The organism is Cohnella baijiui (assembly GCF_020731285.1).
Lineage (GTDB): Bacteria > Bacillota > Bacilli > Paenibacillales > Paenibacillaceae > Cohnella.
This window is the reverse complement of record NZ_JAJFOW010000003.1, coordinates 18,043-41,214: the sequence shown is the minus strand read 5'-3', so window position 1 is coordinate 41,214 and position 23,172 is coordinate 18,043. Positions and strand designations below refer to the sequence as shown.

The 23,172-nt window shown below is 53.8% G+C and carries 16 protein-coding genes; all 16 read right to left on the bottom strand.

The window, feature by feature from the left end:
• Nucleotides 1–75: 75 nt before the first annotated feature.
• Nucleotides 76–222, bottom strand: a complete 147-nt coding sequence (locus LKX83_RS03800) for a hypothetical protein (protein ID WP_153783375.1) — start codon at nucleotides 220–222, stop codon at nucleotides 76–78.
• A gap of 83 nt (nucleotides 223–305) precedes the next feature.
• Nucleotides 306–1,253 (bottom strand): DUF3991 and TOPRIM domain-containing protein, encoded by a 948-nt coding sequence (locus LKX83_RS03795; protein WP_227880851.1) that lies wholly within the window; start codon nucleotides 1,251–1,253, stop codon nucleotides 306–308.
• A gap of 101 nt (nucleotides 1,254–1,354) precedes the next feature.
• Nucleotides 1,355–1,642 (bottom strand): hypothetical protein, encoded by a 288-nt coding sequence (locus LKX83_RS03790; protein ID WP_153783373.1) that lies wholly within the window; start codon nucleotides 1,640–1,642, stop codon nucleotides 1,355–1,357.
• Nucleotides 1,643–1,722: 80 nt separating this feature from the next.
• A complete protein-coding gene (locus LKX83_RS34690) occupies nucleotides 1,723–8,943 on the bottom strand; it encodes a helicase-related protein (protein WP_465249326.1) in 7,221 nt (2,406 codons plus the stop codon).
• A gap of 13 nt (nucleotides 8,944–8,956) precedes the next feature.
• On the bottom strand, nucleotides 8,957–9,223 hold the full coding sequence (locus LKX83_RS03770) for a helix-turn-helix domain-containing protein (protein ID WP_227880848.1): 267 nt from the start codon (nucleotides 9,221–9,223) through the stop codon (nucleotides 8,957–8,959).
• A gap of 14 nt (nucleotides 9,224–9,237) precedes the next feature.
• Entirely contained in the window at nucleotides 9,238–9,726 is a 489-nt protein-coding gene (locus LKX83_RS03765) for a hypothetical protein (RefSeq protein ID WP_227880847.1), read from the bottom strand.
• 30 nt (nucleotides 9,727–9,756) lie between these two features.
• Complete coding sequence (locus tag LKX83_RS03760) at nucleotides 9,757–13,590, bottom strand: DUF5704 domain-containing protein (RefSeq protein WP_227880846.1); 3,834 nt, start codon at nucleotides 13,588–13,590, stop codon at nucleotides 9,757–9,759.
• The gene (locus tag LKX83_RS03755; protein WP_227880845.1) at nucleotides 13,591–14,703 is read right to left on the bottom strand and encodes a copper amine oxidase N-terminal domain-containing protein; all 1,113 of its coding nucleotides are present in this window, start codon (nucleotides 14,701–14,703) and stop codon (nucleotides 13,591–13,593) included.
• Nucleotides 14,704–14,829: 126 nt separating this feature from the next.
• On the bottom strand, nucleotides 14,830–15,801 hold the full coding sequence (locus LKX83_RS03750) for a DUF916 domain-containing protein (RefSeq protein WP_227880844.1): 972 nt from the start codon (nucleotides 15,799–15,801) through the stop codon (nucleotides 14,830–14,832).
• A 68-nt stretch (nucleotides 15,802–15,869) separates the two neighbouring features.
• Nucleotides 15,870–16,853 (bottom strand): hypothetical protein, encoded by a 984-nt coding sequence (locus tag LKX83_RS03745; RefSeq protein ID WP_227880843.1) that lies wholly within the window; start codon nucleotides 16,851–16,853, stop codon nucleotides 15,870–15,872.
• Nucleotides 16,840–17,388, bottom strand: coding sequence for a hypothetical protein (locus LKX83_RS03740; RefSeq protein ID WP_227880842.1), 549 nt, complete (start codon nucleotides 17,386–17,388; stop codon nucleotides 16,840–16,842). Before LKX83_RS03740 ends, LKX83_RS03745 begins: the two co-directional genes overlap by 14 nt.
• Nucleotides 17,385–17,777: a hypothetical protein gene (locus LKX83_RS03735; protein WP_227880841.1), complete on the bottom strand. Its 393-nt coding sequence runs from the start codon at nucleotides 17,775–17,777 to the stop codon at nucleotides 17,385–17,387. Before LKX83_RS03735 ends, LKX83_RS03740 begins: the two co-directional genes overlap by 4 nt.
• Before the next feature lie 67 nt (nucleotides 17,778–17,844).
• Nucleotides 17,845–18,324 carry a hypothetical protein gene (locus LKX83_RS03730; protein ID WP_028598712.1) on the bottom strand — a complete coding sequence of 160 codons (480 nt, stop codon included), beginning with the start codon at nucleotides 18,322–18,324 and terminating at the stop codon, nucleotides 17,845–17,847.
• A 73-nt stretch (nucleotides 18,325–18,397) separates the two neighbouring features.
• On the bottom strand, nucleotides 18,398–20,467 hold the full coding sequence (locus LKX83_RS03725; RefSeq protein WP_227880840.1) for a hypothetical protein: 2,070 nt from the start codon (nucleotides 20,465–20,467) through the stop codon (nucleotides 18,398–18,400).
• The gene (locus LKX83_RS03720) at nucleotides 20,464–22,326 is read right to left on the bottom strand and encodes a pilus assembly protein CpaF (protein WP_227880839.1); all 1,863 of its coding nucleotides are present in this window, start codon (nucleotides 22,324–22,326) and stop codon (nucleotides 20,464–20,466) included. The genes LKX83_RS03725 and LKX83_RS03720 overlap by 4 nt, the downstream gene beginning before the upstream one ends.
• Entirely contained in the window at nucleotides 22,323–23,162 is an 840-nt protein-coding gene (locus tag LKX83_RS03715; protein ID WP_227880838.1) for a hypothetical protein, read from the bottom strand. The genes LKX83_RS03720 and LKX83_RS03715 overlap by 4 nt, the downstream gene beginning before the upstream one ends.
• Nucleotides 23,163–23,172 lie beyond the last annotated feature (10 nt).

The window sequence follows — 23,172 nt, the reverse complement described above, 5'->3', positions numbered from 1 at the left end:
GAGGGGTATCGAAACGACAAAAAGACGCTGATCGCTCAGCGTCTTCGTGCGAAACATAATGGTATTTGGCTTCCATCAACGTTCCTTGCCTATTACCCGGCGTACACGATCCATCACCGTTTGATGACCTAAACGTGTCGGATCGTTTCGCGCTTCTTCCTCTGCCTCCAAAAGTGCTTTCTCAATTTCCTCGGCCTGCTCATTTTTTCCCTGTTCGCTCATGCCTTACCTCCTCGGAATTAGAATTTTGAAGCCACCTCTATTTTCGCCCGACACTGCTCTGATTACCATTGTACCGAGCGGTGCTATCGAGTTGGCTCCTCGCGCTGTTTACGATAAATCATCAGGTCGTCGTTAACGTCTTTCCTGTTTGGCGGTTCATCGGAAATCTCGTAGGTTTGGCTGAGTAATTGCTGAATCATTGCTGCCGCAGAACGGCCCGGTTCGTCGTTGTCCAAGTGAAGCACCATGTGCTCCACTTCAGGATAGCTTTGCAAATAGTTGGTAAGTGCAGCCGGGGCAATGCCCTCATCCTTGTTTTCTTTTGGGCTGTATATGCCGGCCAACGACAGTTGATGCGATTGTCGCCAGACTTTCCCGGAGATTTCCGAAAGGGTACAGTACGATAACAGGTCAATCGCGCTTTCAAACAAGTGCAACTCTGTGCCGTTATCATCGGCCGGTATAGCGAACGAATACCGTTTATCGCTGCCTGGCGCTTCGCCCATATATCGGGTTTTGGTTGTCCCGCGAATCGCCGCATAGCGCGGAGTGCCTTGCAAATCAAACCCAACAAAAATCGCGTTGTGGTACATTCGGCTTTCGTACAGTCGTCCCGTTTTGAGACAAAAATCAATTACGTCGCGGGAAATGCCGCGTTTGGAGAGATAAGCGATGACGCGATTCGAATTCTCATACGGTTCGGGAAGCTCCAGTCGCGCATTTGAACCATCCTGCTGGATGGCAGGAGTAGCTGGATCCATGTGAACGGGTGGATTACCGTCAATTTGCAGCACCGCATCGGGAAACGACATGCCTCTTACTTTAATGAGGTAGTCCAGCGCAGAACGACCGCCGATCCCACTAGACCACCAGAACCATTTACCGTTGGAGATTTTAAGGCTGTCGTGGGAGCGGGTCGAATAGGCGTTGCGCGAGCATCGCACCAGTTCGTATGGCTCGAAACATTGCAAATAGGTGAGCAGGTCCAATTGCTTTGCACGTTCGATTTGTTCCTTGCTTACATAGCTCATTGCCGTAGTTCCTCTCGAAAAAAGTAAATTAGCCACAACGGGCTTTAAAAATCGTGTCTCTTAATTGTAAGGCTGATTTTCTTTCATCCTGCTTCATTTGTTCATCGTGCCTTACCCTTCTTTTTGGGATACAGATAAGCTCTTCTTTCCCTCAACTCTGTAGCGCCTTTCTTTTTCATGAATGCGTCTAACTCGCTTTCATAGACTTGACTGGTCACCCCGTTCGAATCACGGATGTAATAATACGTGTCTCCAAATCCGTTCTTCCCTTTGGATATCAATTCCAATTCCGGCACGGTTTCTCCCTCCTCGGTCGGATCGGTTCCGTAACAAATAGGCGGTAGAATCGGGCAAAAGCATCCGCCGCCGCTTGGGATGGTATACAACATGTGCGTTCCTCCAGAAATGCGAAAAGGACCCCAAAAGCCGGAGTCCATTTCGTCATGTGATTTATACCTTTCCATTGCTGTTATCGCTCTCGATCCGCAACCCGCCGTTCGGGTGCTTCCGGTTCCTCATCCGACACGCTGTCCACGGCTTCGTTTTCCCGTTTGTCCATGTTCAGCAGCACATTTAACTCCGCGAGCCGCGCGGACTTCGTTTGCAGTTCCTGTTCTTGCTTGAATGGTGCCTCGATCTGTTCCTTCGCCGTTACCATCTGTTGCTTGAGTGTTGCGAGCTGGTCACGGCAATAGGCGAGCTTATTCGGCAAATCCGACAATGTATTGATTATTCGCGTGATATTGCCGCCTGCATCCGGTCCTAACGTAATCGTATGGCCCAATGCGCCGCGCAGCGTCACCTTGTATTCCTTTGCAAAGCTATCAAACGATAGCCATAAGGAAAAGCCCATGTAACTGCCTGCTTCCTGCGGATCGGGAGAGGTCATGCCTTTGCAGGCTTCCAGCAGGGCAACGCCCGCAGTAGCACGTTCCGAGTACGTGTAATCTTTGATGGTCATACCGGGAAAACGGGAATCGTCGCTGCTATCCTTTTCCGACGCTTGGGCGCGCATGAACAAGGCCACGTCCTGCTCATACCCGACAATGCGTTCCTCCGTAGACTTGATTTGCTGCGGCAGCATTTTGAGCAGCCGATCCTCCAGCGCGTAACGTTGGCTTAAATGGTTGGCTTTGAGCAGCTTGAGCTTGGATACCTGGATGTCCAAGTCCATTTTCTCTTTGATGTACGGATTGCCGGTCGCTAGCGCCTTCACCTCGGCATAGGAAAGAGCCGTTTCGTCAATATCTTCGGCTGACCGAACCGGCGATTTGCTGGTCATGATTTGCGAAATAAAGCGCTGTTTGTTCTCCAGCGTTTGATAAAGGTAAGCGTCGAACGTGTTCTCGGTCACATAGCGAAAAATATGCACCTCGCTGTTCTGGTTCCCCTGCCGGATAATGCGCCCGCTGCGCTGCTCCAAATCGCGCGGACGCCAAGGGCAATCAAGGTCGTGAAGGGCAATCAGCTTCGTTTGCACGTTCGTACCCGCCCCCATCTTGAATGTCGATCCGAGCAGGACCCGAACCTGCCCACTGCGTACTTTGGCGAATAGTTCTTTCTTCTTAACTTCCGTATTAGCGTCATGAATATAGGCAATTTCTTCAGGCGGTATGCCCTTATCCATCAGTTTACGCCGCAGCTCGTCGTACACGCTGAAAGTGCCATCCTGTTTCGGAATAGATAGATCGCAGAACACCAGTTGCGTGAGCCGCTCTTTCAGACTGTCCGTCCAATGCTGGTAGACGTTGTCCGCGCAAGCGCTGACCTTGCTTCCTTCGTCGTCGGGGAGCATCGGATTGGCCAGCCGCTGATCGAGCGCCAATTTGCGTCCGTCATTGGTGATCGTCAACATATTGTCCTCGTGCGGCTCCACTTGCTTCGCTCGCACCCGTTCGGCGCGGCGGGCGAGATCGGTGACCATGTCGCGTTGGAACTCGCTTGGCGGCACAGCGACGTTGTGGAAGTGGGCGATTGGAACCGGAAGCTGGAGCATATCCGCCGTCTGAATGTCCGCTACTTCCTTAAAGACGTTCATCAGCTCCGGCAAATTATAAAAACGGGCAAACCGCGTTTTCGCGCGATAGCCCGTTCCTTCCGGTGCCAATTCGATGGCGGTAACTGTTTCGCCAAATGTCGACGCCCACGAATCAAAGTGCTGCAAGCCTTGCCCGCGGAGCCGCTCGTATTGCAAGTAGCGCTGCATCGTGTACATCTCCGTGATGGAGTTGGAGATCGGCGTACCCGTGGCAAAAATAATGCCCCGTCCCTCGGTTAATTCATCCAAATAGCGGCACTTGGCAAACATGTCCGATGACTTTTGCGCTTCGGTTTGCGACAGCCCGGCGACGTTGCGCATTTTCGTATAAAGAAACAGATTTTTATACGAGTCTGCTTCGTCGACGAACAATCGATCGATGCCGAGTTCCTCAAAGGTGACCACATCATCCTTACGGCTCGCGTCGCTCAGCTTCTCCAGCTTGACCTGCAGCGTCTTCTTTGTCCGCTCAAGCTGCTTGATGGCGTACCGCTCGCCCTTGGCTTCCTTTAGCTCGCGGATGCCGCTTGTGATCTCGGATATTTGCTCGTAAAGCTGCTGCCGCTGGCGCTCCGCCGAGATCGGAATTTTTTCAAACTGCGAGTGGCCGATGATGATCGCGTCGTAATCGCCGGTGGCAATCCGTGCGCAGAATGTCTTCCGGTTCTTCGTTTCAAAATCCTTCTTGGTGGCAACCAGCACGTTCGCGGACGGATAAAGCATCAAAAATTCCGCAGCCCATTGCTCGGTCAGATGATTAGGAACAACCAGCATGCTTTTGTTGCACAGACCCAAATGCTTGCTTTCCATCGCCGCGGCTGTCATTGCAAAGGTTTTGCCCGCGCCGACGCAATGGGCGAACAGGGAATTTCCGCCGTAGAGCGTTCGGGCAACCGCATTGACCTGATGCTGCCGCAACCGGATTTCCGGGTTCATCCCGGTGAAGCGGATATGACTCCCATCATACTCGCGCGGACGGATGGAATTGAACCGATCATTGTACAGTCGCGTGAGCCGCTCCCGGCGCTGCGGATCGTGCCATATCCAGTCTCGAAACGCTTCCTTCATGGCTTCCTGCTTTTGCTGTGCGATAGCCGTTTCCTGCTTGTTCAGCACCCGCTTTTCCACACCGTTTTCAACGGCCGTATCGAATATCCGAACATCCCGCAAATTCAGCGTATCTTCGAGAATTTTGTACGCATTGATGCGATTCGTACCGTAGGTGACATTTGACTTAATATTGTTACTTCGATCATCGCTTTTGCCTTTGACGTTCCAGGCTGCTGTGTAGCCTGAATACATCACGTTGATGGAGGTTTGGTACATATACGGCGTATCCACCAGTTCGAAAATGAATGCCCGAATGACTTCCGGCGGCAGCCAGGTTGCGCCCAGTCGTACATCAATCTCGGAAGCGTCCAAGTCCTTCGGCTGCACGGCTTCCAGCGCTCTAACATTTTCGGCGTACCGCTCGGCGTCATAGGCCGCAAACTGTTTGGCAGCGCGCAGATTTTCACGCACATTGCCCGATAGATACGCATCCGCTGTTTCGTATATCGGTTGTCCTTCTTCGTCCATATTTTCAGGATTCGGGAAGATCACGCCGCGAAGCTCCTGCACAAGCCGTTCCTGCGCGAGTCCGGTCAACTCTGCCATATACGGCAGATCGACGCGAGCTTTCGTACCGATGGAAACCGCCAGCGCCTCCGAAGCCGTGTCCACCTGTTTTATATTGGCGCGTTGCCGAATGGTACGCTTCGTGAACATATCCGCCTTGCGCAGCAACCGTCCTTCCTCATCGATGACTTCCAACGAACAGAGAAGGAAGTACGAGCTGTCATCCGAAAAGGCAAGGCTATTGGCGCGACTGTTAATCAGGCCGTACTGCGCTGTGAACCGTTCATATTGCGTATCCAGCTTGCGCTGCTTCTCCCCTATCGCTTCGTCGCTGTAATCCTCGGTTTGGTATTCGATCAGTTCGCGAACCGTGTCCCGAAGCTGAATCATGCCCTTGATACGACCCGCCGCAGTTGCTGATGTTTCAACCGACCGCATCCGGCTGTTTTCCCGAAAATAGATGCGACCATCCACCAGCGCAAAGCTAAAATTACGAACGGACGGGTCGGCAGGCAATGAGACCTCCTCCTCCTCCAGCTGTTCCTCCCGTTCCAAGTCGATCCACTCGGCATGGATGTTGGATAGTGCTTCACGAAGCATCTCACTCAGATTCGTATCCTGAAAGGGCCGGCAGGTCGTTTCCTGTTGATTGCCGTACATCCGATCATCAAAGGCCATCGTGCCAAGCACCATATCGGGGCGGGCTGCAAAGTAGCTGTTCACCGGCACATCCCCTGCCGTAACGCCGAGCGAAAGCCATTCCTCCGTTTGCTCGCTGACGGCCACCATACGGTCCCGTTTTTGCAAAAACAAAATGTCGGCGGTCACCTCGGTTCCGGCATTCGCCAGGAACGCATTGTTAGGCAGACGCACCGCGCCAAGCAGCGCGGCCCGTTCCGCGATGTATTTTCGGACGGTTGGGTTTTGTTTGTCCATCGTCCCTTTCGACGTAATGAAGGCGACAATTCCGCCCGGACGAACCTTATCCAGCGTCTTCGCAAAAAAGTAATCATGAATCAAAAACTTGTGCTTATCGTATTTTTTGTCGGCCACGCCGTAGCTGCCGAACGGGACGTTGCCAATCGCGAGGTCAAAAAAACTTTCCGGCAAGCTGGTCCGCTCGTAGCCGCTGACAGCAATCGATACTTGCGGGTAAAGCTGCCGCGCGATGCGCCCGGTGATGCTGTCCAGCTCCACGCCAAACAGCCGAGCGTCCTGAAAGGACTCCGGCAATAGACCGAAAAAATTGCCGATGCCGCAAGACGGCTCCAAAATATTACCGCTACGAAAGCCCATCCTCTCCAGGCATTCGTACATCGCCTTAATGACGGTTGGAGAGGTGTAATGAGCGTTCAGCGTAGAAGCGCGAGCGGACGCATATTCCTCCGAGTCCAGCAAATCTCGCAGCTCCGCATATTCGGTTTCCCATTGCGAATTCCCATCATCAAATGCTTGCGGAATCCCGCCCCAGCCCACATAACGGGCAAGCACGGCCTGCTCGTCCGCATCTGCCTGACGGTTATCCTTCTCCAGTTGCCCGAGCAGCCGAATCGCTTCCACATTCCATTTGTACTTGGTTTTCGCGCCGCCATGTCCCAATTCGTTATCCATGATCCGGTAGTTGCTAACCGGAGTCGATTCATGCCGAAGCTCGGGGGCAGCGGAAGGAGGAGAGGGAGTCAATCCCTCACCTTCATCATGTGCCGCTTGCTCCGGTTCGTCCACCAGTTCCGTATCCCATTCCGTGTGTTCCGAATCCGATTCCTGCTGGCCGGAAATCAGATGATCGTTCAGCGGATTCTCGCGCAGCATGCGCTCGAAATCCCGGCGATTCATTTCCTGCATGAATAACGGAAATTGAACGTCCTGCAGTACAACCTTTCGCGGCCCCATCTGCGCAATTTCGTATTCATCCGCACTGATAAAAACTTTGCTGCCCTCGGTATACGCATAGTACGCCCGAGCCCGGTTGGGTATTTGCTGCGACTCATCCGGCTGCACTTCCGATAGCGGCAGATTGTGTTCCGTCTTTTCCGCCGCGCGCTGCCTGCGCTTCTCCTCCTGCTGCTCGGCATAGGCAGGCATTCGTTCTTCTTCCTGGCGGTTTAGATAGCGGCCCGCTGCCAGCAGCTCGCCGATTCGCTTTTGCACCTTGATCCACGGCAACACAACCCGAACATCTGGGTTCATAATGGAACCGCGTGTCAGCGTAATTCCCTTACTATCGTGATTTTCATGAATATCGGTGCCGATCAGCGCAGGGAGGCGCCCGCCAGTGCCATATTCCCGTTTCAGAAAATCAGCGTTCTCCTGCGCCGATAACGACTGTTGGAAAAATAGCGCGATGCGAAGCTTTCCGCTCTCAAAACCACTTCCACCTTGTAGAACAGCGTCGATGGCCGCTTGAGGAAGTGAAAAAGCGGAGGCTTTTTCGTCCTCCGCTTGCTTCATCCATAATGTCTGCTGCTGAATAGAAGGCACAGACGTACGAGCAGGATCAAACTCGTTAAGGATCATCATGCTGGCGAAATGCCCGGCAATCACCGACCAATCGTAAAAGCTCTGCGCCGTCCGCTGCTCCGCCGATCCCGTCCAAAGATGCAGTACGTTGCGGTACGGCTCAAAACCGGCCTTTATGTCATCATCTAGCGTTAACTCCGTAATTCCCGGAGGGAACAGACTGCGTATATACAGCGTCCGTTCCCGATCTTCCTTATTCACATCAAAAAAGGCTTCGATAGCCGCCTTGCTCTCGGAAAGCGGCGCGGCGCGAAGCATATCGTTGATGATCGCTTTGTCATGAAAAAACGGAAGACTTCTGTCTTCCGTCGATCGGTCGTACCATTTTAGTGATAGATCAGTTCCGTGAGAATCAGTTCCTCGGCCTGTAGTTTCAGGCTGTTCATGTGACTCGTCCAGCCCATCGGGTCGGTCGCCTTGTCCGGGGCCGGGTGCTGCCGGATCAGTTCCTGCATCGTCAGGTCGATCTGCTCCCGCGCTGTCCGGTCGATGTCCGCCAGATGCCGGGTCAGTTGCTCCGACAGCATCAGGTGGGCGTAGGCTCCCCTCCGTTCCTCCTTGAGAAACGTCTTGCGCAACATCCCATATTTCCCGATGCTCATCGGTTCGGTCAACGTCAGGTCGGGCAGCAGGTAATCCCCGTTCGGCGTGTAGGTCAGTTCCATGCTCAATCATCCTTTCGCGTAATTTAGCTTCATTTTGCGGCAAGGATTCTGGCCTTGCAACGGTACGACTCGCCTGTCGCTCTTTTTTTCGCTGCTCATCGCGGCGCATCGCCCGAACGGTGGATTCAATCTCGCGCAGCATCGTTTCCGCTACGTCGCTGATCGCCGCGCCCAAATGAGACAGCGCAGGGAGTGAATTGAAATAACCGACGCCGGACAGATCGTCAACGCTGATGTAATGAGAGGGTTCCAGACCGCAGCGTGTCAGCGCCATAAAGGTGACCGCGTGTTGAGCGGCTTCCCTGAACAACAGTTCCACATGCGGCTCATCCAGTTCTTCCAGCAGGCTGTTGTCGCGTTCGGCCAGCAGCATCCGCACGTAATCGACGCTATGATCCTCCACCGCGTTTCGGGCAGCGGACAACAGCGTGTCAACCAACTCCATACCAGGCCCTCGTTCACTGCCAAACGCATTTTCCAGCGTTTCGATGACGGCCTCCGTATCTGGCTCCTCCATACGCCACAGGGAGATCGGTTGTCGGCTTCGGCTCTGCGTGTCCGACACATCGAAGACATGACGCAGCCCCAAATGACTGCCCCGATCCTCGATCAACGCGATGCCTTTTGCGCCGCGCTTTACCCAACGGTTCAACCGCTTGTTCCAGATTTCAATTGAAGCACAGGCCGTAGCATCGGGACGCTGCGCGTAGATCAAAAGTTGATCCTGAAACGGATACTTGTAGTTCCAGGCTGCCGTCCGCAGAAAATCGGCCCAGCGCTCGGGGTGATCCGAAACCGCATGGGCCGTACTGGCGGCAAGCTCGGCGATTCGCTGTAGCTTGGCTGTCAAAGGGCGCACCTCCTCATGCGAAGGTAATTTGGTTCGTCAGACGGATGCCTTCCTCGGAATATCGGGTCGTGAGCCGGATAAGTCCGTTTTGCTGAAGCCGATGCAGGTTGCGACGGACAGCAGAAGTGGAAAGACCCACCTCTGCCGCAAGCCGTCTGGATGAAAGCAATACCGTGCCGTTTCGTCCGCCTGCACGATCCAGCAAATAACTGTACAGCAGCTTCGCCGCAGGCGGAACCGATACGCCGGCCAGCAGCCGGTAACGGGCGAGATCGTTCATAGATTTGCGTCCTCCTATCGTTCCAGTTCAGACTTCTGCTTTAGTGGTGCCAATGAAGGGGAATGGAGGGGCGACGACAATTCATTCATTCGCTCCGGCCGGGCGAAGCAATATAAATAGAAGTTATAGTCGTCGGCACGCGGAAAGCATCGCAGATAGTAACGATGCTTTGCCGTCTGTAAACAAAAGCCATAGACATCGCTGTGCCGTGCGTTTGGTAGACGGGCCTCTGGATGTTTTATACAAAAATCGTGCATGCCACTGCGGTTTTGAAGCAGCCCCTGTTCCGTCAACGCTTGAATGACCGCTCCAAGCTCCTCCCGAAAATCAGGAGTTTTCAACGAAGAGATATGCTCGAACCAAGTCGCCCAGAATGCCTCCCCATCTTTGCCGAAATCACCGCGCACATGCCCAATACAACCGCGTTCTGTATCCTTCTCAATGGAGGCGGAATAAAAATAAGCCTCATCCTCAGATGTGGCAATCTTCAGCTTCTCAATCATGTTCTTTTCCTCCCAAACGGTATGCTGTTTTTAATGGGTGCCGCCCGTACCAAAATCGTCGTAGCTAGACAAGTCGGCGTGATAAAACACAACGTCCCCGTCTAGCAAAGAGAACATCCCCCCGTAAGGATCGACAAAACTGCGCTGAAAACCTTCCATCTGCCACTGGTTGTCCAGCGGCGCATTTTTATACTGCAAATGCGGGTGAGCAATGTCCTTATTGCGAATGGTTTCGATGTTAAAATTGACTACAATATAGCCGTCACGCAGGAAGATCGGCGCATTGTCGTCCAGCCGGTGGGTACGTCCGTACTCGGCCAGATTGAAGCCTACTGGCACTGCATAGGGAGCAGCCGGAAGGCTATACTCACCAAACCAGCGCTGCACCGAGGCATTGGCCCGCGCAGTATCAATGCCAGACGGCACCTGCATGCTGCCGATAAACGTCCGAAGCTGCGAAGGAAGCAGCATGCCGTCGTAGCCACCGACGTAAATCCGCTTTTGCGCCGCTTCCTTCAAAACCTGCTGTACATACGACGTCTGAGTGCCAGAGGAACCATTCAGCTTCCACAGTGAACTGGCTGTGTTGGTTAGCTCCTGCTGCGACACATTGCGCAGGCGGGTGTCGAGCGTCACCAACCGCCGCTCGGTATCTTCTGTGGAGCCGATCCGAATAAACCGCTTGTTTCCCGAATGATAGTACAAGTCCACCTGTTGCCGGTTTTTGCCCTGCTTGTCAACGAAGTAAAAAGTCGGCGTAATCTTCACGCCATCGCCCGCGCTGAACATGTTGCCGAGCGTTTTGACCTCAAATTTGAAGTGATAGCCTGTTTTTACGACAACATTTTTCTTTCCGCTCTCCGGGTGACTGCCGGGCCGAATCGGCAGCACGTAAGGGGCCGTATTGCCGCGCGCCGCGCCGTCGATCCCTTTTGTGCCAACCCAATAGCTATTTCCGGTCGGCGTCGCACTGCCTGCCGCCGTTCTGAACACCTTTTCCCACTGGTAGTCGGAAATATCGGTAATTCGGAAGTCGAACAGACGGCCAATAACCTCAACCGCCACAACTTGCGTCACCACATGATTAGTTAAGTCCAAATTGGCATTACTTTGTGATGTGAATGAAACCGGACTGTTTTCGGCAAACGTGCGGAACAGTACATCATAATTTCCCTCATCTACCCAAACGGGCATGTAAAAAGTGGTTGTAAGCTGGCCGACAGGAATCGAAGTCCAGGTGTCCTTCGGAATCAACGTTCCGTGGTCAGCCTTGTATACATCGAATGGGAACCTTACCTGCTTGTCTCGCACATATTTGGCATAGTCTCGATTGCCGTAGCCGGTAATGTCCCGGTGCGGCCCGCTGGTAGGAATCGTCACGGTAAAGGGGCGATCCAGAATAAGCGCCGAACGATCGGCTGTCGGCACCGTTTTCTGATTATGCGCCTGATCGTCGGCTACAGACGCCAGATTGACGACGGGGGTATGCACCGTCACCGGATTGATACCGCTGATCGGGAAGCTTTGGTTCGACCCGCCTCCGATGCCCTTGACCAGCGTATAATAAATCGTCCCCGTGCTTGGCTGGCTCCCCTTGTTCGTTTTAGTCGCATCGATGACAAATCCCGAACCATATAAAACATCCTGACCGATCATGGGAGATGCAGGAATCGCCCCCGGAGCAGGAGCCGTTTCCTCCACCGTCCGATTGTCCATGATCGTTTGTCCATTAAAGACGACCGTGTCATTCTTGACCTTGATTTTCCCGACCGCATTTTCAGCCTCTGACTTCCAGTTCTCGCTTGGAAGCGAAGGTCTACTGGAGCCGCCGTAAACCGCTTGACCGGAAAGCACAACGTTGCGATACACCGGGTCCGTAATATGGGACGAGACCGCTGCATCATGGGTAGCGGAAACAGACGGTGCGGAATACCCGTTTGCTTGCAGCATCACCGAACCGGAGGGCAGGGCATAGTTAGCGACTGTCGCCTTCTGTAAGCCGTACACTTCCAAACGGTCTGCCAGCCAATAGCTGTACTTTCGTTCCACACTGTAGCTTTGGGTGACCGTTTGCGTGTCGGATCGGGATACCGGAACCGTGGTCGAATGACCTTCGCTATCCGGCGGGCCGGGAACATATTCTGTCCAGCTCAGCGTATAGGTGCGGCTGACTGTAATCGGATACGATTTCGAGCCTTTCACTTCTGTGAACGTGTTGCGATACAAATACACTTTGGCGCTCGCGTTAACATAAAGGCTTTCTGAGGTCGGTATTCCCTTCAAAACGTCAAAGCGTTCTGCGCCACGAGAATCCGCCTTTATGATCGCCGATGCCGTGGCATCCATCGCCTCGACTTGCTGGCTCGTGCCAGGTAACGAGGTATCGCCGCCGTCATTGTCGCCTTTGCGTACGGTGTGATCCGAGGTGGAATCTCCGCTGTTACCATTAGCATCTTTTACGACGACCGTGATTTTGACGGTAATACTGGAGCCGGATGTGAATGGAATTTTGATCGGCAGCGATTTACTTGCCGTCAGCCCGCTGAGTGAGCCAGACTTATCGCTAGGCGTAACGAATGTTGCGTTCTCTATTTTTGTGATCTCATACGTTTTGAGCGGCACGGGTGACTTCGCTTCAAATACAAAATTTCCATCCACAGAGGTGACGGAAGCATCGACGTGATCTGGCGCCTCAATACGAGAGGTCACGGTAATCGGGGAAGGAATTTTATAGATGCCGACGAAGTTGGAGCCGCCAGAGCCAACCAAGATGGAGCGTTCGAGCAGCTTCGCGTCGCCTTTTTCTTGTATGAATAGCTTCTCATCCAGCTTCTTGTTGTTTGTGATATAAGTTCGAACAATTTCATATGTCTGGCCGCCAGATGTGAGCTGCGGATCAAACGTATAGTTCACTTCCTCTCCAGTCTCGTAGACGCCTTTGTCGACTTCCTTGAGTTTCGTACCATCTTCCTTTTGATAGATCGCCTTTACCGGGTTATTTTCAGCGTATTCGGCAATCACTTCCGTTCCGCCAAGCGCAACCGTGAAGCTTCGCGTTCGCACCTTCGGATTCGTATCCGGATTTTCCTGCAACCAGCTTTTCTGCGTTAGGTCCTTCTTCGGCGATAGGTAGGAGCGGACAATACTGTACGTTTTCCCGTTATCCTCAATCGTCGCAGGAAACTCGTGGTTGATCGTCTCGCCGACTTTGTAGTCGCCCTTATGGAACGTGACCTCAGACTGCTTGAGGATCGTTCCTCCCACGGTTTTCGCAACGACATCGACAGGAAAATTCGCGCTGCGATAGGGGACGTGAATCCCAAAGTAATCATCGAGATCATCCGGGTGCGCCCAAGGTTCAGCGTTCTTGATTCCTTCTAACGTGTAAAATGGGCCTTTGCGCACGTTTCCATTGCCATCGACGGATACCATAATTGCGTACAAGTACAGGTCGTCGTTGTCCTTGATGTCTCCCATGCCTGCTTGCCACATGCCGTCCGTTACTAAATCTTCACTGACTTCGTAGTAGGTCGTGACCGGCTCTCCGGGAATTGGGGGGTTCGGATTTTGCGCGACTTGACGCACCTGTTGATTGACAAATGATGCGTGACTGCCGTTACGCGGATCACTGCACTGTTTAGATGATGTATTCGTGCAGAGTTGGTCACGACGCACCGTCCAACCTACCGTTCTGTAGCGGATGGACGAGGTTGCTGCTGTGCTGGTGATTTCAAATTTGATCTTACCCTCATCTACCCGGACAGCCGGTGTCGCGGCATTCGTAAGAAACGGAAAGCACGACAATAAAAAAGAGCATGCCAGCAGCATGCTCAACGTGATTCGTATGAATTTAGGTTTGCGCATCTAGTTCGAGTCCGCCTTTCTAATGATATGATTGCGGAACAAGCTTGCATTCGGATCGACCTTCAACGTACTTCCCCAATCGCCGCCTACATTAGTGGATAGAGAAATATCGGCGTAGCCTTCGTACCAAACACCTTTCTCAAACGTTTGTTTTTTCGGGAACCACTCATCGTAAAGCAAGTCATTGCTTGCCTTGTACGAGACGAATTTAATCCTGAACTTGGATCGCACAAAGTTGTTGCCAAACCCATCTTTATAAATCATGGATGGCTCGGGATCAAGATAGCCTTCCATCTGGATTTGGTTCTCTTTGACCCATTCTGCGTAGCGGCGAATATGCTTCAGTTCGGCATCAGAGTTTTGCATTTTGGTAGCAAAAACCGCCTGCGCCCACGCGTCATCAATCGTGTTGTAATTTACATTCAGCCAAAGCGCACCGAATGCTTTCAGTCTTCCCATCCAAATATCCACGTTCTTCTTGTTGAATTCCGGCTTCGTCGAATAGAGGACGGATGAAACTTTGCTGTCTGTTGGATGCGAAAATGGATAGCCCATCTCGTACATTTCGTTCGGAACGTCCGCAAGAATGTATGGATAATCGCTCGCATTCTTCGGTAAGTCGGTCGTGCGTATCAAGCGCCCCCATTGGTCGGTCTGCGCCGTGCTATCTTCGCTGGTCTTGATAAACACGGTGTCTGTCGGATTGTCCCAATCCACCTTCGCACCCAATACCTCGCTGACGAAACGGAGCGGCACAAACGTTCGACCGCCGCTCAGGATGGCTTTCGTATCCAAAGTGACCGCTTTGCCATCTACCTGCACAACATTTTGGTCAATCGTCAGAACGATAGATTGATCGTCACTCGTAATCGGAACCGTTTGTGTTTTCGATTCCCAGCCGACTTTCGCTCCGAGCGATTCGGCGACAAAGCGTACCGGGACGAGTGTTCGCCCGTTCTCATCAATAAACGCCTGCGCGTCTGGAAACCAGATTTTTTGGCCGTCCATGACGACGCTGACAAAGGTTGGCGGTTTACTGGCTGCGCTTGCCGTCAAACTGAATATACTTCCGAAAAGTGTCACAATGAGGAGGGATACTAACCTTCTTTTCAAATGCCTCACTCCCTAAAGAAAATGTGCGAAACTGGAAAAACTTTCTGTTGCCTACATCATAGTGCCGATTCTGTTGCCTGTCCACTGTCCGGTAGCCTCTCCTCAGCAGGAACCAGGAGCCGCTCGTTATTCCGTGCGTGAAGCCCTTCTTCTTATAACAACAACGACGATGACAAGAATCAGCAGCAAGCTCCCGTAGACGCAGGATGGGCGCAGTCCAAATGAACCTTCATGAAGCGGAGAACCGTCCCCAGTAGCCTGAATCACGGTTCCTGATGGCATAGTCCGACCGTCCGTTACTTCAAAAGGGAATTCCTTCTGTTCTGTACGGTTACCCAGCGTAGTCTTCACTTCCACCATGTAAGAACCGGGAGAAAGCGGCCTGTTTAGCTCCGCCATGTACTGTGCGACCGTGCCTGCATAAATGGAATCAACCGTTGATTTCCTTTCAAACAAAAGCTCGCTGACATCGTCCTGCTGTTTGAGCTGCACCTCGATCTCCGGTTCGGACAAGCTTTCGCCTTCATTGACCAGCAAAATCGTCAGGCTCGCTTTTCCGTTCTCCAGCGTGTATACGGCTGCGTGCGGGACAGCCTCAGGAGGCTTCGCTTCGTCCAACTTGTAGTTGAGGACGACCTGCAGCCCGATTTTACGTGCCGCCGATTCCCTCATACTTTGATCGTAGACGCCGATGACGGACACGTGCTGGCCCGGCTCCACACTATCAGGTATCTGCATTTCCATTGTAAAGCTTTGCGTCTCGCCAGCCTTGAGGGTTATACTGCGATCCGGCGCCCTGTACCATGCAGCCGAACCGGTATCGGGATCGCTCGGTAAAGTAAAATCCTTACCGCCGCCCAATGCGGGCATGGCATCGGCCGCATAGAGCAGCGCTGTTATTTCCTCATCTGTGGGATTCGTGACGTGAACCGTGTACTCGCGCTTATCGCCGGGTACTATATCCTCGACATAAGCGCCCAACTCCGGATTGATCCGGTCGGAATCCCCGCTGATGACCAGTTGCTGCCCATCCATAGGGTTTGTAAATCCGGCGGCTATACAAAAAACGATTGCCGCCAGCAACAGTCGAATCCACATGATTGATGAACTCCTTTACTTCTATTCCGCTTGCCATCGCTCACATGAGCGAATAGGCTACGTTCCTGCTAGAAGGCCGAACCGAGGCAAGGCAGGGGCATATATCCCTTGCGCGCGGCTGCTTGCCCGCTGGCAAACGTTTCTTCGGCCGGATAGGTGTAACCGCAGGAACTGCGGTAGTACACCTTCATACTGCCTTTCCTGGCCCCGATGATCGTTGGACGTTTCACGATGCGGCTCCCGCCAAGCGCATAGCTGTTGTACACCTTTGCTCCCATCGGGATACCTTGTACAAAAGCCAAAACGCCCACATCATCCACCGTATTGTGCCAGTCCTCATCAGAGATCAGAGGCAGGGTGAACGTGTAGGACAGGCCATTTCGAGAGACCGTTTCGTTATATCGATTGATCCGGTAGGCCAACTCGTCCTGGATCGCCCGGACAATCGTGCTTCGTCGTACCTGCTCGAAGAGCGCAGCATCCTGCAAAAGCGGAATCGTCGCTTGCTGCCGAATGTCCTGACGCAAGCCCTCATGCCAGCTTCGGCTGACCGCATCGTAAGCGAGTACCTGCTGGTCGAGCGTAAAGGAAAGGCTGTTACCCGCCAAATCGGAATACGCATAAGGCTTCTTCGTTCCCCAAGCCGGTTTCATGACGGTTTTTCCGTCAGTCCCCGTCCATTCTTGCTCGGAATAGACGTAAAAGCCGTCGTACCCGATGATCACGATAGCCGGAATGTAGCGATGCAGGACACCTTGCGACACCGGATCATCCCCAGCGCCGAAGCCTGCGTCCAGCGTCCGGTAGAACGCCGCTAGTGCTTCTTCCTTGTTCAGCGCGACATGTTTGGCCGAGGCATATTGCGCTTCCTGCTGCTGGCTTGCGTTAACGACAAGCAACCTCGCGGCGTCGTCCACCGCGGCATCCAGCGCAGCGTCGTATCTCATCTCTGTCAGCACCGTCCGTCGCAGGGTATCTGTCTCATTCCGGTTGACTATCGCGAGGGGGAGAAACAACAGCGCACCGACGATTGCCCATTCAATCCATTTCATTGCGCACCACCCCGCCATACGGAATCACGATTTTTTCATTTGGGCTGATGGTATTATTCAGAAAATCGAAGAGCAGCGTGCCTGCCGTTCGGTTCGTATTGAGCACAATCACCGAGAAGCTGTCACCCGCGCGCATCCGATAACGACGGCTTGGGTCATCCTTTGCTTCCCGATTGTTGGGAAACAGCACCGGTAGGATCTGCTCATTGAAAAACGCATCGTACTGTACCTCGTAGTTGCCCTTAAAGGTTTCGGGCCGTGTCGGATCGTCGTAAACCGGTACATACTTCTTGCTGTCATGCTCCATCTGAACGTCAAAGCTATTGCCGGTCGCCGCAAGCGCGGTCATGAATTCGTTATACATCGTTGGCGTGATGCCGCCTTTGTCCCGAACCGCATCAACAAAGGCTGTCGTCGCGCGCAAGGCAACCAGTTCCGAAATATCGTCCTGCTGGTCAAAGGCGGCAGAGAGCGGGTAGAGGTAGAGCAGCAGAATAGCGATCAATACGGCGAAAATTTTGATCAAACTGTTCATGGCAGGCTCCTTAGTGTCAGGCGCTGCAAGTGACCGGAAGCGTCCCGCTCATAGGCGGGCTGATATCGCCCCTTCAGACGTATGCCTGCGGACGAAAGCTTCTCCCGTTCCAGCGGCGGCGCGAATCGAATGCCGTCTACCACCATTTCCGCATCTCCTTCATCTAGGCGAGCGATAGCTTGCAGCACTTCCGCACCTGATACCGAACCGTCGCCCGAGAGCGGTACAGCGATTTGCTGCAAGTTGCGATCCTGCGATTGGCCGGTTACATAGGCGAGCGAATTGAGTGAGGCACCGGTCTGAAACAAAATCAGACCGCTTCCTGCGGCCATGAGGAAAACGAGCAATGCTGCGCTCATCTCCAGCATCGTTCTAGGCGCATAGTTCATGCGTTACACCTCCTTCATGACGAAAGCGTCCAACCTGGGCCGGACGCTTTCGTAACTTCATCCGACCTTATTGCTGCCGGAAGATGATGCCGCGAATGACATTGCTGCTGTCCAGCACCAGCGTGCTGCGGAACTTGCCGCTTGGATTAACGTAGTTGATGTCCGCTTCGTCTACGGTCTGGCTAATCTGGCCGGGTGCGGCTCCGACGATTGCGCCGTAGGTGACGCTATCTAGAGGCACACCGGTATTGACAACCTTGCCGTACCACTGACCGGTCGGGTTTTTGCCGGTAACGATCTGGATGCCAAATTGGTCCTGATCGCGGAACTTGCGAAGCGCGTTGACAACCTGACTGCCTGAAAGCGTCGTATTGTCATACACCGTAAACGCCGTTTGTGAAAGCTCCGTCTGGATATTGCTGAAATTGCTTTGAGCCGCCTTGGTCGAATCCTGGGCGGAAATAAACAGCACGACAGCCAGTGTAATGAGTGCGATGGCAAGGAAAATTCCTGCTGCCATGACAAGTGCCTTCTGCGCATTGGACATGTACAATTCTCTCCTTTGATTGGGGGGATAAAAAAAACGCCTTCCCGCTGATGAAGGAAAGCGTCTATATGGGTTACTGGATGCGTTGAAGCTGATCGTAGTACACGGTCATCTGATGTAGGCTGACGACGACAAGCGGAATGACCAAATACCCGAATATCAACGTCATCAAGGGGGCAAACCCGATCCAGCGTCCCCAGCCTGCCTTTTGTTCAATTAACTGTTCATACTCCTGCTTGCGCTGCTCCCGCGCAAACGTCTGCTCTGCTTCGAGATCGTCGAATGCCTGCCGGATCGTCAAATGCTGCGAAGCCATTTCCAGCTTTTCCACGATCCGAACAAAAGGTAGAAACGGTGCATCTTCTTTGAGCTGCGCAAGCGCCTGCTCCTCACCCTGTTCAAAGTGAAGAAGGCAGGCTTGCAGTGGCTCCTTGAAGACCTGCGCGAACTGCTCCATCCATAACAGAAGCTGTTCAACCGACATCCGATCCATCCCGGCGAGCATGGCAATCACGGCCTGCAACTGATCCACCTCGTGTTTCATCTCCATCTGCCGCATACGCCGCTGGAACAGCCGAATACCAACTGGCAGCGTGTACCCGCCCCATCCTGCGGCGAAAGCCAAAAACGCTTCCCACCACGCCAGAAAAGGCTTATTCAGCTTCTCCAGCTTGCCCAGGATGCGCCGCGCCGCCTCTCGAAGCTGATCCTCCTTGACCTGTGCAGCCGGGTCCTTGCGCAGCAGGCTGATGACGCTATTTTCGCTTCGCGGCCTCACCTCCTTTAATTGATCGAGCATCCTGCGATCCAGCGCGGCGGCTTCCCGTGCCTTCGTTTCCTCCTCCGGGGACAACTGCTCGAAAAGTGTTCCCGGCTTCACAGGTGAATACAGCACCTGATGCCGCTCCGCTGCATGCAAGGACACGAATAAGCCCAGCACCGCCAAAAAGGCTGCGAACCCGGCCACGATCCGCTGCACGTAAAACCATTCGAGACGTAAGGGAGAGGCTGTATCCTTGAGCAGCCGGGTTATCCGTTCCGCTTCTCGCGAGCCGGGAACCGGCCCCAGCCGGTGGGCCAGCCAGCGCATCCACGGCCAGCCATAAACCCGTTGCTCCCATCTTTTTCGGCTGGTGGGCCTTGCTGTCGCATCCAGCTCCGACAGGTTGCGCAGCAGCACGTAGCATAGCCACACGACGACAAGCAGACAGAGTTTGGCGGCCCAACCGAAAGCGCTGGCGTAGAACGTGTCCATTGCCGGAAAAAAGTGGCTAGCCCAGGCTTCAATCGGACGGGTAAATAGCAGCGGCAGCAGCGCGATAACGGTCAGCCCCTGTAATAAGAAGCTGAGACGCTCGCGACGCAGCAATTCCAGATTCAGCTCGATGGACAGCTTTTCCAGTCCCTTGAGGTAGACCGAACCGCTTTCCGTTTGCTGATCGCCATGCTCCTTGATGAGATATGACAATCCCGCAAGGCCCTGCAAATAACGATTCGGGGCATGCTCCACATATTGCGCCAGTTTAACTTCGGCGTCGCTGTCCGTCAGCATGTCGTACAGCTCTTGCCCGTGCAGCGCCATTTCATACGGCGCGCTGTCCGCCGATTCATAGACGGCTTCATCTACCATCCCGTGACGATGGTAATGATGTCTCACATCCCCAAGAAACAGACGAAGTTGTCGCAGCAGCCGCATTTCGAGCCGATAAACACCCATATCCGAGAGGATGCCGTGGCCGACCCAAAGACCAATGCCGAGCATCGCCAGCGTGTAAGGGTCGCGCACCGCCAAAACAAGCGGAATCGCGGCCAAAAACAGGACAAGCCACATCAAGAGCGCCGATTTTATCACCTCCAGCCGCAGCTTCCATTCGTCCCCGAGCCGCAGGATGACCAGCCGCCTGCGAAGATGCTGCAAGTACACACGGAAAACAGGCATCTGCTCGCAAACGCTGTATAACTGCTGCATGAAGCTGTAAACCGCTTGCTTGTGAGGTGCTTGCCCCGGCTTGCGCAGCGCTTCATAGCGCCGGACTGCCGCCACCTCCGAATCACGGCGGGACAGCCACAAGAAGGCCGCGACAGCGGCAAGAAAGAGCACGGTTGCGATCCCAAGCAGGGGAGAGAGCCAGTCTCGAATCATGTCTCATCCCCCCAATGGGACGCCAGAAACGCATCAAATACGGCCTGATCGGGTCCGCTCAAGTATTCCGCAATCTCGCAGCGACTTTGCTCGGACAGCGGATGAACGGCAACGTAACGGCCGTCGCGGTATTCCACGAGATTTCGGGCCGTGTACAGCGGGCGATCCGTCGAGCGGCGGAAGTATTCGAGCGCCGTTTCCATAAAGGCGGCCATTCGTTCGTCCTTTGTCATTTTCCCGCGAAAGGAATCCGGATAAGCGGCTTCCTGCGGTGCCGGGACGCATTCCGTAATGCGCTCGATATAGCGCCGTCCGTCCAGATCGCGACGAAGATGAATATCGAAGTTGACGACGCTGACGACCTGCTGCTCCGCCACACGCTCATTCGTAAACACCTTTGTTTTCAATAAGGAATTGCGCAGAGACAACACAAGATCGCGAAAGGTTTTGGCGTGATGCGTGAACAAGGTGAACAGGGAAGCGACCTGTGCCATCTGCACCATCCAAGCGGCAACCGGATCGGTCGCCACCTCGCCCAAAATATTGACGGAGCCGTCCGTCTTCTTCTGGATATCCAGCCCCTGCTGACCGGAGATCGTCTCGGTTTCGCGCAGGCTGACGATGTTGCGTTCCGGATAAATTTTGCGCAATTGAAGCTCAAAGCTCATTTCCTGTACCCGGATGGGCAGCACTTCTGGAATATGGCGCACCATCGCCATAAGCAGCGTCGTTTTGCCGCTGCCCTGCGCGCCGGTAATGGCCGTGATGCGCGCTCCCGACACCAAATAACGAATGAGGCCAATCGGCAATTCCGCTCCGTCGTCCTGAATCAACTGCTCCAGCGTCGCGCTTTGCACATCGAATTTGCGCACAAAAAAAGCCCACGATTCAGAAAATCGGGGGCGCAGCACGACGACGCGAGAGCCATCTGCCATTTCATTGACCTTAAATCCGTTCGCCTCGGACAACTGGCCGGGAAAATTGTGCTTGTAGATGATCTGGCAAACCCGCCGCAGTTCCTGCTCGGAGCCAAAGGACAAGAAACTCAGATGAATGGACTTGCCCTTGTAAAACAGCCATACGCTGTCGTGTGATCGGGGCAGTGACTGAAGCTGTGCGTCCTCCTCCAGCGACCATTCGCCCTCCCACATGAGCGGCGGCAGACCGGATACGCCCCCGGATACGCCGTCCACACGCATGTCGCGCAGCTCGTCCACGACGCTGAATCCTTTGTAATGCTGATATATCCGCTGGACGACAATCTGGAGCTTATCGTCCGTCGTCAAACGCGGCGCTTCCCGAGCGAAGATGCTTCGAATATCCTCCGCCGTAATCCGGTATGTTTCAAGCTGGCCTTCCTCGTTTCGTCTTTGCCGATCCCATTCATAGGTTTGAACGAGCCGGTCGAGCGCATGAAGCCCGGCTTCCTTTTTATATGTGTAAAGCAGAATATCAAACTGGTCTTGCGGGGAGAGGGACTCCGGCTGATGAAAAGGCAGCAGGAGGTTCAAATGCGCATCGTCCAACTCATAGCGCTGCGCGAGCAAGTCGGCAATGATCTCCTTGACGTATTCCTTGTCCCGCAGATCACCGGAGGTGCAGCCCCGCAGCGCCTTTTTCAGCTCCGCCCGTTTGCTTTTTCGGCGGCGGTATTCTTCCTCCGACAAACCGAAGTCGGCCAGGTTGCTGCTGGTTAACTTGTGTAGCGTTGCTTTTACGAAAGTGGTCATCGCTTCCAGCGTATATACCGATGTGTCGTCCGTCCGTTCCGGCAATCGTCGGCTCAGGCGCAAATAAAGGAAGAAGATTGAAAGCAACAAGAGCGCGATCAGGATGAAGGCATTGAGCATAGCCGTCATGGCGTGTCACCCTCCTTCCCTCCGAAAAGGTGCTGCCTTGCGCCTGCGCTTTCGATCACAGCCTGCGCCAATCGTCGCACCTGCTGCATGAACAGGTGGTTCTCATGACCGCTTGCTATCTTTCTGTTGCGAAACCAGAAAGGATTCGCTTCGCCATGCTGTGCCGCATCCATCCAGCCTGTATTATGTGCAACAGGGTACACGGTCGGTCCTATACGGAATTGACGCATGAGATTTTTAGAAGTGAGCGTCGAATAAGGGTCGTACTGTCCGAACACGAGCAGCGTTCTTCGGCCTTGCAGCATCGCTGCTTCTGCCGATTGAAAAAATCGCTCTAGAAGGAGACGGTTTTGCGGCAAGCAGACGACCCATACGTCGGCCTGCTGCCGCAGCATTTCGTCCCAAGCCGACCCGCTGCCACTCCCCCCATCCAACAGCACTACATCGTAAGCGCGGCGGGCAACCGCAAGCAGCGGTGTGAGCCATTCCTTTGCCGTTTCGATAAAAATATCCTCTTGCTTGATGGAGCCGGGCAAAATATCCAGGCGATCCCGCAGTAACGGATGGGCATAGTCACGCAGCATGGCAGGCTCTAGCTTGCGGTTTTTCAGCAGACGCAAGAGCGCATCAATTCCCGTGTCCGGGGTATGCATGTCCTCTCTTCCGTCAGGTCGATAATAGGCTCGTTCGACAGCGGCGTAGCTGCTTAGCAAATGCCCAAGCAACAGCAATCGCGCCGAATATTCCAAACCCATGCACGTCGCCGCGGCGAGCAGATTAGTCGTTGTCCCGGCCTGACCTGATACAGGACTCCAAAATACAACGGTAGCTCCCATAAACGTTCTC

Bases quoted from the DNA above. Each gene is read 5' to 3' on its own strand.
- LKX83_RS03800 (WP_153783375.1), bottom strand. From the start codon at position 222: ATGAGCGAACAGGGAAAAAATGAGCAGGCCGAGGAAATTGAGAAAGCA.
- LKX83_RS03795 (WP_227880851.1), bottom strand. From the start codon at position 1,253: ATGAGCTATGTAAGCAAGGAACAAATCGAACGTGCAAAGCAATTGGAC.
- LKX83_RS03790 (WP_153783373.1), bottom strand. From the start codon at position 1,642: ATGTTGTATACCATCCCAAGCGGCGGCGGATGCTTTTGCCCGATTCTA.
- LKX83_RS03770 (WP_227880848.1), bottom strand. From the start codon at position 9,223: ATGAACGATCTCGCCCGTTACCGGCTGCTGGCCGGCGTATCGGTTCCG.
- LKX83_RS03765 (WP_227880847.1), bottom strand. From the start codon at position 9,726: ATGATTGAGAAGCTGAAGATTGCCACATCTGAGGATGAGGCTTATTTT.
- LKX83_RS03760 (WP_227880846.1), bottom strand. From the start codon at position 13,590: ATGCGCAAACCTAAATTCATACGAATCACGTTGAGCATGCTGCTGGCA.
- LKX83_RS03750 (WP_227880844.1), bottom strand. From the start codon at position 15,801: ATGTGGATTCGACTGTTGCTGGCGGCAATCGTTTTTTGTATAGCCGCC.
- LKX83_RS03745 (WP_227880843.1), bottom strand. From the start codon at position 16,853: ATGAAATGGATTGAATGGGCAATCGTCGGTGCGCTGTTGTTTCTCCCC.
- LKX83_RS03740 (WP_227880842.1), bottom strand. From the start codon at position 17,388: ATGAACAGTTTGATCAAAATTTTCGCCGTATTGATCGCTATTCTGCTG.
- LKX83_RS03735 (WP_227880841.1), bottom strand. From the start codon at position 17,777: ATGAACTATGCGCCTAGAACGATGCTGGAGATGAGCGCAGCATTGCTC.
- LKX83_RS03730 (WP_028598712.1), bottom strand. From the start codon at position 18,324: ATGTCCAATGCGCAGAAGGCACTTGTCATGGCAGCAGGAATTTTCCTT.
- LKX83_RS03725 (WP_227880840.1), bottom strand. From the start codon at position 20,467: ATGATTCGAGACTGGCTCTCTCCCCTGCTTGGGATCGCAACCGTGCTC.
- LKX83_RS03720 (WP_227880839.1), bottom strand. From the start codon at position 22,326: ATGACGGCTATGCTCAATGCCTTCATCCTGATCGCGCTCTTGTTGCTT.
- LKX83_RS03715 (WP_227880838.1), bottom strand. From the start codon at position 23,162: ATGGGAGCTACCGTTGTATTTTGGAGTCCTGTATCAGGTCAGGCCGGG.